Here is a 17,587-nt window from a genome sequence, read left to right as displayed (position 1 = left end):
TGCGTCATTCCTGGAGAGATGGGTCGAGCTTCCGATTATAGGAACGCGCCGCGGGAAAACCCCCGGGAACCCTATGCCCAGCAAGGTTGTCGGCAGGGCGGACGGAAAAATGCCGGGCCGCCGGGCATCGATGCGGGCGCTGGGTGCCGGACGCGCGGCCGGCGCGCCGGGCCCCGCCACGGATCCGGTTCAAGGTTTCGGGCTCAGGCTTCCGGTTCGGGTTTCCGGCGCCGTGCCGGCACGCGCGCTCTGGCGCGCTTCCCAGTCTTTCACTGCCTGCTGCCAGGCGCGCCTTTCCTCGGCGTAGGTGTCGAACACGCAGGGCGTGCAGCCGTTGCCGCAGCATTCGTTGAGGTCGGGCTCGACGGGTTCCTCGGGGCGGGGATCGTCGGCGGGGCCGTCCGGCAAGCTCATGGGGCCGTCCTCAGACGCAGGCCAGGTTGGCCTGGTTGCTGCGCCGGACGTCCTCGGGGATCTCGATGGTCCGGCCGGACTGGGGCCGGCCGTCGACGAACATCACCAGCTCGCCCGGCTGGAAGGCGGTCCAGGTCTCGTTGTCGGTCAGCGGCTTGGTCGTGATGACCGAGACGCAGTCGCCGCGCGCGTTGGTCTGGGAAAAGTCCACCGACATGTCGGTGTCCACCAGGTGCGCCACCTGGAAAGGCCAGGCGCGCACGATGTAGTACAGGTTCGTGGAGCAGTGCGCCAGCATGCAGCGGCCGTTGGACATCAGGAAATTGAACACGCCGTGGCGCGTCAGGTCGGCCGTCATGTCGGCCACGGCGGCGAACAGTTCCGTGTCTTCCGGCTCGCGGGTGCCGAAACGGGCGCGCAGCCCTTCCATCATGGTGCAGAAGGCCCGTTCGCTGTCGGTCTGGCCGATCGGCAGGTGGTCGCCGCGCAGGTCGGGCTCGAAGTCCTTCAGGTCGCCGTTGTGGGCGAACAGCCAGTGCCGGCCCCACAGTTCGCGCACGAACGGGTGGCAGTTTTCCAGTTCCAGGGCGCCCTGGGTGGCCTTGCGGATGTGGGCGATGACGTTGCGCGACTTAATCGGGTAGCGCTTGATCAATTCGGCGACCGGCGACCGGCAGCAGGGCGCGTTGTCCAGGAAGCAGCGCGACCCCCGGTTTTCGTAGAAGGCGATGCCGAAACCGTCGGCGTGGTGGTCGGTGCCGCCGCCGCGCGCGGCGAACCCCGCAAAGGAAAACGTGATGTCCGTGGGCGTGGCGCAATTCATGCCCAATAACTGACACATGGCAGGCAGATTCCAAGCAAACCGGGGCGGATGCCGCCCCGAATGGTTCATGCCTGAATTGTAGTCTTGCCGGAACGGATATAACCGTCGCTTGGTATGAGAATCGGCGATGAGCTTATGCAGTGTCCTTTCTTCGCCACGAAACGCGACCGGCCGGGGGGAGCTGACGCGGCGCCCCGGCCGGTCCCGGTTCAGTCGTGGCGCAATTGCAGCATCGCCTGGCGGTAGCCGCTGGCCGGGTAGATCGCCGGCATGGGCGGCTGCTCGGCGACGGGCTCCAGGGCGCGGGTGCCCGCCAGCAGGGCCTGGATCATGGCTTCGATTTCCAGGCGCGCCAGCGGCGCCCCCGGACAGGCGTGGATGCCGGCGCCGTAGAGCAGGTTCAGCGACGGATCGCGGTCCAGGCGGAATTCGTCCGGGTCGCCGAAGACGGCCTCGTCGCGGTTGGCCGAGGCCCAGATCAGCGTGACCCGTTCGCCGGCCGGGATCTGCGTGCCGCCCAGGCGCACCGGACAGGTGGTCGCGCGGCGGTTGGCGATCAGCGGTGCGTGGATGCGCAGGATCTCGTCGTTGGCGGGCCGCACCAGTTCCGGCTGGCTGCGCAGGCGGTCCTGCAGGTCCGGGTGGGACGCCAGGTAGTGGGCGATGATGCCGACGCTGGAGGCCATGGTGCCCAGCTCGCCGACGGTCCAGTTGCGCAGGATGCTGACGATCTCGTCCTCGGCCAGCGGGCGGCCGTTCACGGTCTCGCGCAGCAGGCGCGTGGTGGCGTCGTCCGGCGCCTGGTCGCCGGCGTCGCGGCGGACTTTCAGCAGGGCGCGGATGGTCTCGTCGAATTCGGTGGCCACGGCCGCGATCGCGTGCGCGTCGCCCGAGAGCGTGGCGACGTTCTTCTTGTGGATCCACTGCCGCAGGGGTTCGTGCAGGCTGTCGGGCCAGCCCAGGAAGGCGCACTGCATGCGCAGGGCGAAGGGGTGCGCCAGGCCGAACATGATCTCGACGCGCTCGTTGCGCGGCAGCGCGGCGACCAGTTCCGCGCACAGGCGGCGACAGGCCGGCTCGAAGGCCGCCATGCGCTCCGGGGCGAAGTAGGGCTCGATCAGCCGGCGGTAGGCGGTGTGTTCCGGGGGATCCATGCTGTTGGGCACGGAGACGTGGCGCGACGCCTGGCTGCTGAAGGTCTCGTGGTCCAGCAGGATCCGCATGACGTCGGCGTGGCGGAACACGGAATGGTGCAGGTAGTCGCTGTGGGCCACCGGGCAGCGGCGGCGCATGCGGTCGTAGGCGGCGATCGGGTCGGCGAGGACTTCGGGGGCGCGGGGGTCCCAGTCCTGGGGGGTGTTCATGGGCTGTCCTTGGGGCGATGGAGCGAGGACCTCGGACAAGGTCCGGGGGACTGTATCATAGGGTTTGCCCTAGGTTCAATAAAATCCATGCGAATCAGATAGTTATTGCTTAAAGCATTGGTCCGGGCGGCGGCCGGGGCCGGCGGCGGACCCATCCGGTCCGATGCCGGGCCGCTGCCCGGGCCGCCGCCCGGGCCCTGCCGGCCGGCGCGTCTCCGGGCGCCCGCGCCGCTTGAAAACCGGTGTTTCATCCGCATATACCGAGCATCGGGGCGCGACGCCCCCTCCCATTCAAGGGATACACCCATGCGATTCGACAAACTCACGACGAAGTTCCAGCAGGCGCTCGCCGATGCCCAGAGCCTCGCGGTGCGCCACGACCATTCCTACATCGAGAACGCCCACCTGCTGGCCGCCCTGCTGGCCGATCCGGACAGCGGCGCGGCCAGCCTGCTGGCCCGCGCGGGCGTGGCCGTGCCGCGCCTGCAGACCGAGCTGGACCGCCAGATCAAGGCCATGCCCACGGTCCAGGGGGCCGAGGGCAACGTCCAGGTCGGCCGCGAACTGCAGGCCGCCCTGGCGCGTACCGACAAGGAAGCCGGCCAGCGCGGCGACGCCTACGTCGCCAGCGAACTCTACCTGCTGGCCCTGGCCGACGACAAGGGCGAGGTCGGCCGCGCCCTGCGCGAGGCCGGCCTGCAGCGCAAGGCCCTGGAGGCCGCCATCGAGGCCGTGCGCGGCGGCGCGTCCGTGACGGGCGCCGAGGACGAGGACAACCGTCAGGCGCTGAAGAAATACACCCTGGACCTCACCGCCCGCGCGCGCGAAGGCAAGCTCGACCCGGTGATCGGGCGCGACGACGAGATCCGCCGCACCATCCAGATCCTGCAGCGCCGCACCAAGAACAACCCCGTGCTGATCGGCGAGCCCGGCGTGGGCAAGACCGCCATCGTGGAAGGCCTGGCCCAGCGCATCGTCAACGGCGAGGTGCCCGAGACGCTGAAGGGCAAGCGCATCCTGGCGCTGGACCTGGCCGGGCTGCTGGCCGGGGCCAAGTACCGCGGCGAGTTCGAGGAACGCCTCAAGGCCGTGCTCAAGGAACTGTCCCAGGATTCGGGCCAGACCATCGTCTTCATCGACGAACTGCACACCATGGTGGGCGCGGGCAAGGCCGAGGGCGCCATGGACGCCGGCAACATGCTCAAGCCCGCGCTGTCGCGCGGCGAACTGCACTGCGTGGGCGCCACCACCCTGGACGAATACCGCAAATACATCGAGAAGGACGCCGCGCTGGAGCGCCGCTTCCAGAAGGTGCTGGTGGACGAGCCCGACGTGGAATCCACCATCGCCATCCTGCGCGGCCTGCAGGAACGCTACGAACTGCACCACGGCGTGCAGATCACCGACCCGGCCATCGTCGCGGCGGCGGAACTGTCGCACCGCTACATCACCGACCGCTTCCTGCCCGACAAGGCCATCGACCTGATCGACGAGGCGGCGGCGCGCATCCGCATGGAAATCGACTCCAAGCCGGAAGTCATGGACCGGCTCGACCGGCGCATCATCCAGCTGAAGATCGAGCGCGAGGCCGTCAAGAAGGACAAGGACGAAGCCTCCGAACGCCGCCTGAAGGCGATCGAGGACGAACTGGAATCGCTGCAGCGCGAATACAACGACTACGAGGAAATCTGGAAGGCGGAAAAGGCCGCCGTCCAGGGCTCGCAGGCCGTAAAGGAGGAAATCGACCAGGTCCGCGCGGAAATGGCCGAACTGCAGCGCAAGGGCCAGTACGACAAGCTCGCCGAACTGCAGTACGGCCGCCTGCCCGAACTGGAAGCCCGCCTGAAGGCGGCGGAATCCGCGCCCAAGGCGGAAGAGGCCGGCAAGCCGCGCCTGCTGCGCACCCAGGTCGGGGCCGAGGAAATCGCCGAGGTCGTGTCGCGCGCCACCGGCATCCCCGTGTCGCGCATGATGCAGGGCGAGCGCGCCAAGCTGCTGGGCATGGAAGCCGTGCTGCACGAGCGCGTGGTGGGTCAGGACGAGGCCGTGCGCCTGGTGTCCGAGGCCATCCGCCGCTCGCGCGCCGGGCTGTCGGACCCGAACCGTCCGTACGGCTCGTTCCTGTTCCTGGGGCCGACCGGCGTGGGCAAGACCGAGCTGACCAAGGCGCTCGCCCGCTTCCTGTTCGATTCGGACAGCCACCTGGTGCGTATCGACATGAGCGAGTTCATGGAAAAGCATTCGGTGGCCCGCCTGATCGGCGCGCCCCCGGGCTACGTGGGCTACGAGGAAGGCGGCTACCTGACCGAAGCCGTGCGCCGCAAGCCCTACAGCGTGATCCTGCTCGACGAGATCGAGAAGGCCCACCCGGACGTGTTCAACGTGCTGCTGCAGGTGCTCGACGACGGCCGCCTGACCGACGGCCAGGGCCGTACGGTGGATTTCCGCAACACCGTGGTCATCATGACCTCGAACATCGGTTCGCAACACATCCAGAACATGGCCGACCAGCCCTACGAGGTCGTCAAGGAAGTCATCCGCGACGAGCTGAAGACGGCGTTCCGGCCGGAATTCCTGAACCGCATCGACGAGATCGTGGTCTTCCACGGCCTGGACGCCACGCACATCGAGCCGATCGCGCGCATCCAGTTGAAGCGCCTGGCCGAACGCCTGGCGCAGCAGGAAATGCGCCTGGAGGTGTCCGACGCGGCCGTCACGGAACTGGCCCGCGCGGGCTACGACCCGGTGTTCGGCGCGCGGCCCCTGAAGCGCGCCATCCAGCAGTACGTGGAAAACCCGGTGGCGCGGCTGATCCTGGAAGGCAAGTTCGGGCCGCGCGACGTGGTGCCGGTGGACTGGGACGGCGAGAAGTTCGTGTTCGAGCGCACTTTGCAGTAAGCGCCCGGCGTTCCGGGTCCGCGCAGCGCCGGACCGCCCTCCGTGCGTCGCGTCCATTCCGGGACGCGGCGGCCGGGGAGCGGTCCGGCGTTTTCATTTCGCGCCGCGGTGGTGCCTCGGTCCCCGGCTTTCAGCGAAGCAGGAGGACCGCCAGGACACCCAGCGCGAGCAGGATCAGGACGATGCCGGACATGCGCTCCAGCCAGGGCAGGGACCGCGCGAAGCGCCGCAGCACGGCCCGGTTGCCGATCATGGCGGCCACCAGCACGTCCCAGACCAGCACCGCGCCGAACATCCAGGCGCCGTAGAACGCCTTCCAGCCGGCGCTCGCGTGCGGGCCGGTCAGCAGCGCGGCCAGGCTGGCGTAGAACAGCGCATTCTTCGGGTTGAGGATGCCGGAGAGAAATCCCATGCCGGCGGATCTTCGCCAGGCGGCGGAAGAGCAGCCGGGTCGGGCCGTCCGGCCGTCCGGCAGGTCCAGGCGGCCGCGGCCCGCGTGGCGGACGAACAGGACGCCCAGGTACAGCAGATAGGCGCAGCCGGCCGCTTGCAGGCCGATGAACAGGGGGCCGTTGGGCCGCAGCGCGGCGGTGCCGGCGAACGCGGCGACGATGAACACCCCGTTGGCCAGCGCGATGCCCGCGCAGGCGCCGCTGGCGACACGCCAGCCGGCGGACAGGGAGGTCCTGGCGATCAGGAAGAAATCGGGGCCGGGGGAAAGCAGCGCCAGGAAATGCGCCGCGGCGATGATCAGGAATTGCTGCATTCGGAGCACATGCGTGTTTTTCCGCAGTGTGCCGGTGCGCGCGCGTTCCGTATTGAAGGAAATTGCGGCCGCGCCGCGCTTTCGGGGCGGCCCGGCCCGGCATCAGGCCCGGAAGCGGCCGGGCGTCACGCCCGCATAGGCCTTGAAGACCCTCTGGAAGTGCGCTTGGTCCGCGAAGCCCAGCTGCAGCGCGACTTCCGCGATGCCGGCGCCTTCCCGGATCCGTTCGCGGGCCAGGTTGACGCGCTGGTTCAATTGCCAGGCGTGCGGCGTCATGCCGGTGACGGCCCGGAAGGCGCGGATCAATTGGTAGCGGCTCATGTCCGCCAGGCGCGCCAGTTCTTCCAGGGGCGCGTCGCAGTCCGGGGCAGCGCGCAGGCGGTCCAGGGCCGGCCGGAGCCTCCCGGCCAGTCTCGACGGGACGGCCGGCGCCTCGATGCGCAGGCCCGCGCCGGCGTCGGTGTCCCCCAGGAATTCGATCAGCGCCGATTCCTTGCCGCGCGGGTCGGCATTGGAGAACAGCAGCGCGTTGAGCCGGCGGAAGCGTTCATAGGTCTCCGGTTCCGTCGAGATGCGCACCGGCTCGGTCCCGTCCAGGGCGGTCTGGACGTATTCCCGCCGGACGGCGCGCAGCCAGGCGGCGTCCAGGTGCAGCATCTGGTAGCTCCAGGCGGTGCCGGGGACCGGGTTGCAGGCATGCACGCGTTCGGCCGGCACGAACACCAGCGTGCCGGGGCGCAGCGTGACCGGGCCGTGGGCGGCGCCGGTGAACAGGCTGCGGCCCTCGTCCACCGCGCCGATGGAAAAGGTCGGATGGCGATGCGGCACGTAGCAGGCGCGGCTGTGGCACGCCCGGCGGCTTTCGACGAAGGGCAGGGCTGGATCGCGCCAGAACGATGCGGAGGCATCGCGGCGAGGAACGGCGGGAGAGGGCCTGGTTTCCGGTGCGTTCATTGCATTTCCCCCTGCTCGATCGGGCGCAGGCGCCGCGAGAGGGGCAGGGGCGGGGACGGGGCGCGTCCGGCCGGCGAGGGTTCGACCGGCGCGGATCTGCCCGGTGCGGATCTGGCTGACGTGGCTTCGGACAACCACCTGGTGCGCATCGGCATGAGCTCGGCGTTCCGGGGGTGGCGCCCCCCGGAAGCGCATCAGGCGGTCACGTAGAAGGCAATGCCTTCGTAGCTGAAATAGCCGCTTTGCATCACGGCTTCCTTCTCGGCGATGTCCGCCGTGTAGAAATGGGTGCCGGATTCGGTATTCAGGAAGCGGTAAAGCGCCGTCGTGCCGTCCGCCTGGGTGCCGTAGGCATTGAAGGCCCGCCCTTCGTACTGCCAGGCCCCGCCGATTTCCATGAGATGACGGGCCTCGTCCGCTCCGGCGGTGTAGAAATGGTCGCCCGTGGCCTGATTGTAGAAACGCTGCACGGCCACGGTGTCCGCATCGGGAATGCCGGCCCCCTCCACGCTCCGGCCAAAACCCACGCCCTCATAGACGAAGCCGTTCATCCGGGTGACGGCCGTGGCTTCGTCGTTATTGGACGTATAGAAATGCAGGCCCAGGCCGGCATTGTAAAAACGGTAGACCGCCGGGGTCAGATCGTTCAGATCGCCCCCGGCACCGTTGAAATTGGCGTATTCGATATTGATCAGCGTATCGGTGCCATCCCGGCCCGCCGTCATGTCCACCACCGTGTATTCCCGGCTGAACACGTCGTAGCTCAGGTCGTAGCCGGGCAGCGCCCCGCTGAACATCGCGCTGTCCTGCCCGGCCCCGCCGTCCAGATGGTTGTCGGCGGAATTCCCTATCAGCACGTCGTTGCCCGCGCCGGCCACGGCGTTTTCGATGAGGGTTGCCTTGGCGATGGCGAGATTGTTGGTCATGCCGTTGACGGAAGAATACTGGCCCGGGTTCAGATCGATCAGGCTGTCCGTCCCCCAGCCGCTGAGGTTTATTGTGTCCACTCCGCCTGCATCGTAAATCGTCAGGATGGGATGCTGGTTGATGGAAAAATCGTAAATCTGCGCCAAAGGACCCTGGATGTTGGAACCGAAGCCATAGACCGTATTGCCTTCCCGGGTGGTGGTGTCGGCCCCATACAACCGCTGGATCACCATGATGTCGTTGACCATCGGAGTCTGGGGCGAATACCCCTCGCTGCCGATGTCGGATGCGAACCAATCGCCCCAGGCCACCAGGCCCTTGCCCCCATTCATGCCGGGGCCGTAATACGACATGATCGACAGCATGTCGCTGTCCTGGTAGGACGACGGACCATTATCGTCCTCGCCGTTGTAATCGCCCATGTGGTTCAAACCCAGCGCGTGGCCGATTTCATGCAAAAAGGTGACGAAGCCGTCTTTGCCGATCTCCGGAGATTGAAGAAGGTCTTCCTTGGAGGAAAACCAGACCGTGCCACCAGAGACGGCGAAGGCATAGCCGTCCGTACTGGACGTATTGCTGAGCATGATATCGGCGTCATGCACGGACCCCTGGACGATGTCGCGGGCGATCAGGTCATCCCACAGCATCATGGCCAAATGGACCAGGGGCTGCTGCGCCGTGTTCAGGGGCGAAAACCCGGCGAAATGTTCGGCTAGATCCGGGTCAAACACGCTGCTGGACTGGGGAAAGGCATACGTGATGAGCGAACTGGTCCACGTGCTGCCGGAATTCATCTGATCGAAGACTTGCTGGTCGGTCCATTGAGGAAGGGCCATGTCCACGCTCCTGTTGAGTTATGACACTGCTGTAAAAAAGGTTACTGTCCGCTCATTCTACAGATGAACCGGGTGCCCGGGCGCCCATCGGGCGTTGCCTCGAAGGGCGGGGCGGGATCGCGCCGGCACGCAGCGAAGGCATCGCGGCGCACGGCGGGAGGGGAGGCGGGAGCCCGTGCGTTCATTGCGTCTCCGCCTGCCGGATCCTGGGCAGGTTCAGCTCGATCCAGTCGGCCAGGGTCCGCACTTTCTCGGCCGCCTCGCGGCCCAGCGGAGTCAGGCTGTATTCGACGTGGGGCGGCACGACCTCCAGGGCGGTGCGCAGCACCAGGCCGTCGCCTTCGAGCCACTGCAGGGTCTGCGCCAGCATGCGCTCGCTGACCCCGCCGATGGCGCGTCGCAGTTCGCTGAAGCGGTGCGTTCCGCCTTCCAGGACGATCAGCACCAGCACGCCCCAGCGGCTGGTGACGTGCTTGAGCACCTCGCGCGAGGGGCAGTCGGCGGCCAGCAGGTTGCCGGGGCGCAGGCGCTGCGACAGGGACAGGGGCGGGGACGGGGCGCGTTCGGCCGGCGCGGGTTCGGCAAGCGTGGATCTGGCTGGGGCGAGGGGCTTCGTGGTCATGGGCGGATGATTGCGCGGGGAGGGAGGCAGTCGGCGGGAATGGAACAATACTAACATTTCTGTGCGTACTTACTAAAAGTTTGTTCATGGGGTAGAGTGACGTCACCCTCCGATCTTCATGTCGCTCTTCACTTTTCACGTCACCCTTTTTTTCAAGGACGCACCCTCATGACCATTGCCATCACCGGCGCCACCGGCCAGCTCGGCCGCCTCGTCATCCAGCACCTGAAGACCCGCGTCGCTCCCGACCGCCTGCGGGCGCTGGCGCGCACGCCCGCCAAGGCGGCCGACCTGGGCATCGCGGTCCGCGCAGCCGACTACGACCGGCCCGCGAGCCTGGCGCCGGCGCTGGCGGGCGTGGACGCGCTGCTGCTGATTTCCTCCAGCGAAGTCGGCCGCCGCGCCGCGCAGCATCGCCATGCGATCGAGGCGGCCCGGGCGGCGGGCGTGCGGCACATCGTCTACACCAGCCTGCTGCATGCCGACGTCTCGCCGCTCAGCCTGGCGGACGAGCACCGCCAGACCGAGCGGATGCTGAAGGACTCCGGCCTGGCCTGGACGATCCTGCGCAACGGCTGGTACACCGAGAACTACATGGGCGCCATGGCGGGTGCGCTGGCGGGCGGCGCGCTGGTCGGCAGCGCCGGCCAGGGCCGCATCGCCTCGGCCGCGCGCACGGACTACGCCGAAGCGGCCGCCGTGGTGCTGGCCGGCGCCGGCCACGAGGGCAAGACCTACGAGCTGGCGGGCGACACCGCCTACACGCTGGACGAACTGGCCGCCGAGATCTCGCGCCAGGCGGGCCGCACCATTCCCTACCGCAACCTGCCCGAGGCCGATTACGCCGCCTTGCTGGCAAGCCATGGCCTGCCTGCGGAACTGGCCCGGGCGATCGCCGGCTGGGACGTCGATGCGTCCCGGGGCGCACTGTTCGACGACGGCCGCCAGCTGTCGTGGCTGATCGGCCGGCCGACGACCCCGCTGGCCGATTCCGTGGCGGCGGCGCTGCAGCAGGCCTAGGGCGAAACGCCTGGGTCGCTCCCGGCGTTCCAGCTGATCGGCGCCATCGCCGGATCGCGCTTCAGGCTGCGATGGACGTAGGCCAGCAGCGCCAGGCACAGCCCGATGCACGCCAGGTTGGTGCCGGCCCACCCCAGCCCCTGCAGCAGCAGGGCGGGCAGGAAGGCGCCGGCGGTGGCCATCACGGAAAGGCCCAGGTCGTTCAGGCCTTGCACCTCGATCGCATGGGGCTGTTCCCCCAGCACCCGGGCGAGCAGGGCGCTGCCGCCCACGTAGGTGAAGTTCCAGCCCAGGCCCAGGACCACCAGGCTGGCGACCAGCATGGCGTAGCCGTCGGACAGCAGGTTCAGGACGCTGGCGGTGATCAGCAGGAGGATGCCGCCGACGATCACCGCCCTGAGCCCGAGGCGGCCGATGATCGCGCCGGTGAAGAAGGACGGCGCGAACATCGCCACCACGTGCCACTGGATGGCCGTGCCGACCGCCGAGAAGTGCATGTGCAGGCTGGCCATGTGCAGCGAGGCCTGCACCATCAGCAGGTTCATGATGCCGTAGCCCAGCGCGCCCACGGCGATGGCCGCCCCCAGGGCGGGCGAGCGCCGGACGGCGCGCCAGGCCGCGCCCGCATGCCCGTCCGCTCCGCCATGCCCGCCCACTCCGGCATATCCATCCGCACCCGCTTGTCCGTCCGTCCCCCCATGCCCGCCCCCGGCCGCCGGAAGCCGCGCGGGGCCGGGCGCTTCCCGCACCGCCAGGTGGACCAGGAAGGACAGCAGCGCCAGGCCGGTGAAGGCGGCGTAGCACAGCGCGAAGGGCGCGTAGCCGGCCACGTCCTTCAGCCGGTCCGCCAGCAGCGGGCCGGCCAGCGCCGCCAGGACCCCGCCCGCCACGACCAGCGAGATGGCCCTGGGCTTGAGCCGCGCGTCCAGGCCGTCGGTGGCCGCGAAGCGGTTGAAATTGGCGAAGGCGATGTAGCTGCCCAGCAGCGCGTGCGCCACGATCAGCAGCGCGAACGAGCTCCGGTCCACGGCCAGGTAGCCCGCCGCGCCCGACAGCGCCAGGGGGAGGGCCGCCAGCAGGAACGCCGGCTTGCGTCCGATGCGTTTCATCAGCCGGGAGGCGGGCACCGTCATCAGCATCACGCACAGGAACTGGAAGCCGTAGGGCACGGTGGACAGCCAGAGGCTGGGCGTCAGCGACGCCCCCACGATGGCCGCCATCGCCACCGACATGACGGCGGTGGTCAGGTTGATGGATTGCGCCAGGAAATACAGGTAGGTGGCGAAGGGCAGTTTCGAGCTCATCGGGTCGCGTCCGGTTGCATGTCGTCGGAACGCATTGTGTCATCCGGCGCCTGCCCCGCCGGAAACACCCGTGCGCTTTTCCCGTAAACTGTTCGGGTTTTTTCCTGACAGTTGGGCGGGCCGTGATGGGCTTCTACGACGACATCCGGGCGGACCTGCTGGCGGGCCGGTGGGAACGGGGCCAGCGGCTGCCTTCCATCCGGGCGATGGCGGCGCAGCGGCGGGCGAGCCTGCACACGGTGGTCAGCGCCTATGGCCGCCTGGTGGGCGACGGCCTGCTGGAGGCGCAGCAGGGCCGCGGCTATTTCGTGGCGGTCCAGGGCCCCCTGGCCGCGCCGGCGGCCCCCGCCGTGGAGCCGGCCCTGCCGGACGATCCGCTCTTCAGGCTGCTGCAGGCGCCGCCCGGCAGCGCCGTCAAGCTCGGCTGCGGCTGGCTGCCGCTGCCCTGGCGCGACACCGACCTGCTGGCGCGCGCCATCCGCCGCACCGCGCGGCTCGGCCGCAGCGGCCTGGTGGAATACGGCGACATCCAGGGCTACGTGCCGCTGCGCCAGCTGCTGTCCGCGCATCTGCGCCAGGCGGTGCGGCTGGATGCCGCGCCGGCGCAGATGATCACCACCCTGGGGGCCACGCAGGCGCTGGACCTGGTGGCGCGGCACCTGCTGTCGCCCGGGGACCGGGTGCTGGTGGACGAGCCGTGCAACGGCAACCTGGTGCGGCTGATCCGGCTGTGCGGCGGCGAGCCGGTCGGCGTGCCGCGCCGGCAGGACGGCCCCGACCTCGGCTTTCTGGACGAGGTCCTGGCACGGCACCGCGTCCGCGCCTTCTTCTGCAACAGCACCTTCCATAATCCGACCGGCGCGGGGCTGACGCCCCAGGCGGCCTTCGGCGTGCTCAGGCGCGCCGTGGAGCACGATTTCCTGATCGTCGAGGACGACGTGTACGGCGACTTCCATCCCGGCGGCCGCCAGACCTTCGCGGAACTGGACGGCCTGGAGCGCGTCGTCTACATCGGCAGCTTTTCCAAGTCTCTTTCGGCCTCGCTGCGGATCGGCTACCTGGCCTGCCCGCAGGACCTGGTGGCGCCGCTCGTCCGCCTGAAGCTGCTGACGAGCGTGGCGGTGCCCGGCTTCTGCGAGCGCTTCGTGCACACCATCCTGGCCGACGGCACCTACCTGCGGCACGTGCGCGCCATCCAGCGGCGGCTCGCCACGCAGCAGCAGCTGACGCAGAAGGCGCTGCGCGAGCGGGGCTGGCGCTTCGAGGTCGCGCCCGCCGGCGGCATGTTCCTGTGGGCCGGCCATCCGGACCTGCCCGACCTGGCCGGATTCATCGAGGGCCTGGAGAAAAAGGGCATCCTGCTGCTGCCGGGCCCGGCGTTCGCCGTGACGGCCGATTACCGCGCCATGACCCGCATCAACGCCGCCCATTTCTCGCCCGAGCTGGCGCGGGCGTTCCGGGCCGGCGCTGCGTGACGCGAATGCCGCCGGCGCTAGCGGAGGGACGGATCCCAGGCCGGCGCTAGCGGGTGACGGATCTCAGGTACCGTTGCGGCGGCTCGCCCAATGTGCGGCGGAACATCGCGCTGAAGGCGTTGGCATTGGCATAGCCCATGTCGCGCGCCACGCTGTTGACGGAAAATCCGAGCGACAGCTGGCACACGGCCTCGGTCAGCCGCAACTGCGTGCGCCACTGCCCGAAGGTCAGGCCGGTTTCCTTCCTGAACAGGCGATTGAGCGTGCGAACGCTGGTGCCCACGCGGTCGCACAGCAGGGTCATGGTGTCGTTGTTGGCCGGCGAGCACATCAGGATCTCGCAGATCTTCACCAGGCGTTTGTCCTGGGGCAGGGGCAGCTTGCCGTGTTCGATGAGGTCGGCCTCGCGCAGCTTGCGCAGCAGCAGGGGGACGATCAGCGCCGCGTTGCTGTCGGGCGCATAGTGGGCGGGGTCGTCCAGCATCGCCAGGATCAGCTCGCGCAGGAGCGGGGTGACGCGGATCAGCCGGCACGCCGTCCATAGCCAGGGGGCCGCGTCCGGTTCGATGCGCAGGTCGCGCATGGTCACTTCGCCGATCATGTGCAATTCATGATCCACCCCGGGCGCGATCCAGAGCGCCTGGCGCGGCGTGACCGTCCATGCGCCTTCCGGTGTCAGGACCCGCACCAGCCCCTTGGTGGCATGCACGAGCTGGCCTTGTTCGTGGCTGTGCCAGATCTGCCGGCTGCCGTGCGCGTAGTCGGCCCGGATGGCCATGACCGGGCGTTCCTGCTTTTTATAGCCGTTGGAAAAGCGCTGGCGCCAGATCTTGTCCATTTTGGATTCCTATCCGGAAATAATCCTTGATCACGCCAAAACATGACGTGTCCGGACATGTTTTTGGCCACCTGCCTGAGAGCATTGCGATTTCTAATAATAACAATTCTCATTCTTGAGATTCTTCTTCCTCATCCTTTTCCTGAAATCCGACTGGAGCCCCGCCCATGAATCCTCCTCCCGCCTCGCGCCTGCCGGTGCTCTCGATGGTGGCCGCTTCCCTCGCCCTGTGCTGGGGGGCGGCCGCGCACGCCGGGCAAGCCGCGTCTGCGGCCGGCGCCGCGCAGCAGGCGGGCGAACCCGAAACCCTGCCCGGCATCACCGTTCATGGCGCCAGGCAGACGCTGCGGGGCGAGCTCCCCGCGGCCTATGCGGGCGGCCAGGTGGCGCGCGGGGCGTCGCTGGGCATGCTGGGCAATGCCGATTTCATGGATACTCCGTTCAGCGTCACGAGCTACACCGCGCAGGTCATGCAGGACCAGCAGGCGCGCAGCCTGAATGACGTCGTGAAGAACGACGCCTCGGTGCGGACCTTGTGGGCGGACAGCAGCTACAACAGCCAGTTCGCGGTCCGCGGTTTCGCCGTGTCGGGCCAGGATATCGCCGTAAACGGCGTCTATGGCATCGTGCCGCCCCAGCTGACCAACAGCCTCGGAATGTTCGAGCGGGTGGAGGTGCTGCGCGGCCCCAGCGCGATGATCAACGGGATGGCGCCTTTCGGCGCCCTGGGCGGAACCCTCAATCTGGTAACCAAGCGGGCGACCGACGCACCGATCGCCCAGGTGACGGCGAGCCATGCCTCGCGCGGCCAGTTCGGCATGGCGGTGGATCTGGGGCGCCGGCTGGGCGAGGAGCACCAGCTGGGCATCCGCTTCAACGGCTCCTGGCTGAGTGGCGACACGGCTGTCGAGGGCCAGAGCCAGCGCGTCGGGTCGGCGGCGCTGGGCCTGGATTACCGCGGCGATCGCGTGCGGCTGTCGGCCGATGTCGGCTACCAGGATTTCCGGGTCGATGATCCCAGCCGCCCGATCTATACGCAGACCGGCGATTTCGACATCCCGAACGCTCCTTCGGGGAGGCGGAGTTTCGGGCAGCCCTGGTACTACGCCAAGTCGGAAGACGTATTCGGCATGCTGCATGGCGAAATCGATCTGATGCCGAACCTGACCGCCTATTTCACGGCGGGCGGACGGCGCAACCGCTTCCTGGGGCTGTACAACTTCCTCTACCTGCAGAACGGGCAGGGCGACTACCAGGCCAGGCAGTACTACCAGCCGAACTATTCGGATACTTGGACCGCCCTGGGCGGGCTGACCGGCCGGGTGGTCACGGGGCCGGTGCGCCATACGCTGAATCTTTCTGTCAGCACGCTGGACATCGAATCGGGCAATCTGGTGCAGACGCCCCAGCCTTCGCCGTATTCCGGCAATCTGGCCAATCCTCCCTCGCTGCCCGGCGCGAGCCTGGCCGGCTTCGTCGACGAGGCGCCGCGCACGGCGCATAGCGTGCTCAGCAGCATGGCATTGGCCGATACCTTGTCGATGTTCGACGACCGGCTGGCGCTCACGCTGGGGATCCGCCATCAGGACGTGACCACGTCGAACTACAACGCGGTCAGCGGCGCGCGGGCCAGTCGCTATGACGAGGGTGCCTATACGCCGGCCTTCGCGGTGGTCGTCAAGCCCCTGGATTCGCTCTCGCTCTATGCCAATTACGTCCAGAGCCTGAGCCAGGGGCCCACCGCGCCGACCCAAGCCGCCAACTCGGGGGAAATGTTCGCGCCCGTCAAGTCCGAGCAGTATGAGATCGGAGCGAAGGTCGACCTGGACGGATTCGGCGGATCGATCAGCTATTTCGAGATCCGGCAGCCCAGCGGGATCATGGATCCCGTCACCCGGGTGTATGGGCTGGATGGCGAACAGCGCAATCGCGGACTGGAAATCAATGCCTTCGGGCGGGTGGCGCAAGGCGTGCGGCTGCTCGGAGGCGTGGCGTTCATGGACGGGCGGCTCGTCAAGACCCAGGGCGGCGCCGCCGATGGCAACAAAGCGGTGGGCGTGCCCGATGTCCAGCTCAACCTGGGCGCCGAGTGGGATGTGCCGCATGTTCCGGGTCTGACCGTATCGACCCGCTACATCCATACCGCGTCCCAGTATTACAACGCCGCCAATACGCAGTCGATTCCGAGCTGGGACCGGATCGATGTCGGTGCGCGCTACAGGACGCGTGTCGCCGGCCATGACGTGACGTTGCGGGCCGGTGTGGAAAACCTGTTCGACCGGGATTATTGGGCGGCTGCCTCGGCCAGCTACGGATTGGCGCGCGGCAATCCGCGCACCTACCTGCTGTCTGCGACGATGAGCTATTGATGGCGCAGCCGCATGCGCACGCCGGATGCGCAGCCGCATCCGGCCGGGCCGGGCCGGGGGTGCCGCCCCTGCCGGCGCAGCTCCCCTTGCCGGGCGCACGCCGGCGCTTCTGCCTGCTGGCGGCGCTGCAGGGGCTGCTCGCGTGCGTGCCGGACCGGGCCATGGCCGGATCCGCTCCCAGGGTGGCGTGCATCGACTGGGCCGCCGCGGAAAGCCTGGCCTGGCTTGGATGCATGCCGGTCGCCGTGCCGGACCTGGTCACATACCGCCGCTGGCTGCCGGAGCCCGCGCTGCCCGCCACCACGATCGACCTGGGCATGCGCAACGAGCCCAATCTGGAATTGCTGGCGGCGGTCCGGCCGGACCGGATCCTTCTTTCCAGTTGGCAGGCGGGCATGCGGGCGCAGTTTTCCCTGATCGCGCCGGTGGACTTGGCCGTGGTTTTCGATGAGCGCAGGGATCCCTGGTCGAGGATCCGGGAACTGCTGCTGCAGGCCGGCGGGCTGGCGGAGCAGGCGCAGGGAGCAAGGCAGCGGCTGGCCGGATTCGACGAGGCTCTGGCCGGGCTGCGCCGGGCCGTATCGGCGCGGCCGCGCCGTCCGGTCTATGTCGCCGTGCTGGATGAGCGCGGCTCACAGGCCTTCGTGTACGGCAAGGGGAGCTGGGTGGACGCGGTCATGGACCGGATCGGCCTGCGCAACGCCTGGAGCGGGCCCACGTCCTTCTATGGCAACAGCTTGGTGGAAATCGCCCGCTTCGCTGCGGACGCGGAGGCGGCCATCCTGTACCTGGACCAGGGCGACCGGACCCGGCGTGCCGAGGCGAACCTGCGCGCCAGCACCTTGTGGCGGGGCCTGCCTGCGGTGGCGGCTGGCCGGGTCGCGGCCGTTCCCGCCTTCTATCCGCTTGGCGGGATCCCATCGGCCTTGCGCTGCGCGCGCATCCTGGCCGACGCCGTGCGCGGCATCGCGGGCTGA

The 17,587-nt window shown here is 68.6% G+C and carries 14 protein-coding genes; 5 read left to right on the top strand and 9 right to left on the bottom strand.

Features of this window, described 5'->3' with window-relative positions; genetic code table 11:
- Positions 1-189 precede the first annotated feature (189 nt).
- The 3 genes from HNR28_RS09945 to HNR28_RS09935 form a co-directional block, all read right to left on the bottom strand.
- Positions 190-414 carry an oxidoreductase-like domain-containing protein gene (locus tag HNR28_RS09945; RefSeq protein ID WP_151023794.1) on the bottom strand — a complete coding sequence of 75 codons (225 nt, stop codon included), beginning with the start codon at positions 412-414 and terminating at the stop codon, positions 190-192.
- A 10-nt stretch (positions 415-424) separates the two neighbouring features.
- Positions 425-1,255, bottom strand: coding sequence for a class II glutamine amidotransferase (locus HNR28_RS09940; RefSeq protein ID WP_043681767.1), 831 nt, complete (start codon positions 1,253-1,255; stop codon positions 425-427).
- A gap of 191 nt (positions 1,256-1,446) precedes the next feature.
- Complete coding sequence (locus HNR28_RS09935; RefSeq protein ID WP_043681770.1) at positions 1,447-2,601, bottom strand: cytochrome P450; 1,155 nt, start codon at positions 2,599-2,601, stop codon at positions 1,447-1,449.
- 306 nt (positions 2,602-2,907) lie between these two features.
- Here HNR28_RS09935 and clpB point away from each other — a divergent pair, with 306 nt between their 5' ends.
- Positions 2,908-5,499 (top strand): ATP-dependent chaperone ClpB, encoded by a 2,592-nt coding sequence (gene clpB, locus HNR28_RS09930; protein WP_043681779.1) that lies wholly within the window; start codon positions 2,908-2,910, stop codon positions 5,497-5,499.
- Positions 5,500-5,629: 130 nt separating this feature from the next.
- Here clpB and HNR28_RS09925 read toward each other — a convergent pair whose 3' ends face one another.
- The 4 genes from HNR28_RS09925 to HNR28_RS09910 form a co-directional block, all read right to left on the bottom strand.
- Positions 5,630-6,265, bottom strand: coding sequence for a LysE family translocator (locus tag HNR28_RS09925; RefSeq protein ID WP_043681782.1), 636 nt, complete (start codon positions 6,263-6,265; stop codon positions 5,630-5,632).
- Between the two features lie 102 nt (positions 6,266-6,367).
- Entirely contained in the window at positions 6,368-7,219 is an 852-nt protein-coding gene (locus HNR28_RS09920; RefSeq protein ID WP_151023795.1) for a helix-turn-helix transcriptional regulator, read from the bottom strand.
- A gap of 194 nt (positions 7,220-7,413) precedes the next feature.
- A complete protein-coding gene (locus tag HNR28_RS09915) occupies positions 7,414-8,982 on the bottom strand; it encodes a M10 family metallopeptidase C-terminal domain-containing protein (protein WP_052355691.1) in 1,569 nt (522 codons plus the stop codon).
- A 181-nt stretch (positions 8,983-9,163) separates the two neighbouring features.
- Entirely contained in the window at positions 9,164-9,604 is a 441-nt protein-coding gene (locus HNR28_RS09910; protein ID WP_084330574.1) for a winged helix-turn-helix transcriptional regulator, read from the bottom strand.
- Positions 9,605-9,772: 168 nt separating this feature from the next.
- Between HNR28_RS09910 and HNR28_RS09905 the strand changes: the two genes are divergently transcribed.
- Complete coding sequence (locus HNR28_RS09905; protein ID WP_151023796.1) at positions 9,773-10,624, top strand: SDR family oxidoreductase; 852 nt, start codon at positions 9,773-9,775, stop codon at positions 10,622-10,624.
- Here HNR28_RS09905 and HNR28_RS09900 read toward each other — a convergent pair.
- Positions 10,621-11,928 carry an MFS transporter gene (locus HNR28_RS09900; RefSeq protein ID WP_151023797.1) on the bottom strand — a complete coding sequence of 436 codons (1,308 nt, stop codon included), beginning with the start codon at positions 11,926-11,928 and terminating at the stop codon, positions 10,621-10,623. The two genes, HNR28_RS09905 and HNR28_RS09900, sit on opposite strands and share 4 nt — an antisense overlap.
- 125 nt (positions 11,929-12,053) lie before the next feature.
- On the opposite strand from HNR28_RS09900, the gene HNR28_RS09895 reads away from it, so the two are divergent.
- On the top strand, positions 12,054-13,403 hold the full coding sequence (locus tag HNR28_RS09895; protein ID WP_151023811.1) for an aminotransferase-like domain-containing protein: 1,350 nt from the start codon (positions 12,054-12,056) through the stop codon (positions 13,401-13,403).
- 46 nt (positions 13,404-13,449) lie between these two features.
- Here the strand turns inward: HNR28_RS09895 and HNR28_RS09890 are convergent, their stop codons facing one another.
- Entirely contained in the window at positions 13,450-14,241 is a 792-nt protein-coding gene (locus tag HNR28_RS09890; protein WP_170288406.1) for an AraC family transcriptional regulator, read from the bottom strand.
- A 167-nt stretch (positions 14,242-14,408) separates the two neighbouring features.
- On the opposite strand from HNR28_RS09890, the gene HNR28_RS09885 reads away from it, so the two are divergent.
- Together HNR28_RS09885 and HNR28_RS09880 are read left to right on the top strand one after the other, a co-directional pair.
- Positions 14,409-16,610 (top strand): TonB-dependent receptor, encoded by a 2,202-nt coding sequence (locus HNR28_RS09885; RefSeq protein WP_151023798.1) that lies wholly within the window; start codon positions 14,409-14,411, stop codon positions 16,608-16,610.
- A gap of 86 nt (positions 16,611-16,696) precedes the next feature.
- On the top strand, positions 16,697-17,587 hold the full coding sequence (locus tag HNR28_RS09880; protein ID WP_244978260.1) for an ABC transporter substrate-binding protein: 891 nt from the start codon (positions 16,697-16,699) through the stop codon (positions 17,585-17,587).

This window comes from Castellaniella defragrans, from assembly GCF_014203015.1.
Classification (GTDB): Bacteria; Pseudomonadota; Gammaproteobacteria; order Burkholderiales; family Burkholderiaceae_B; genus Castellaniella; species Castellaniella defragrans.
Note: the sequence above shows the minus strand (reverse complement) of the source record. Positions and strands in the feature narration are given on the sequence as shown.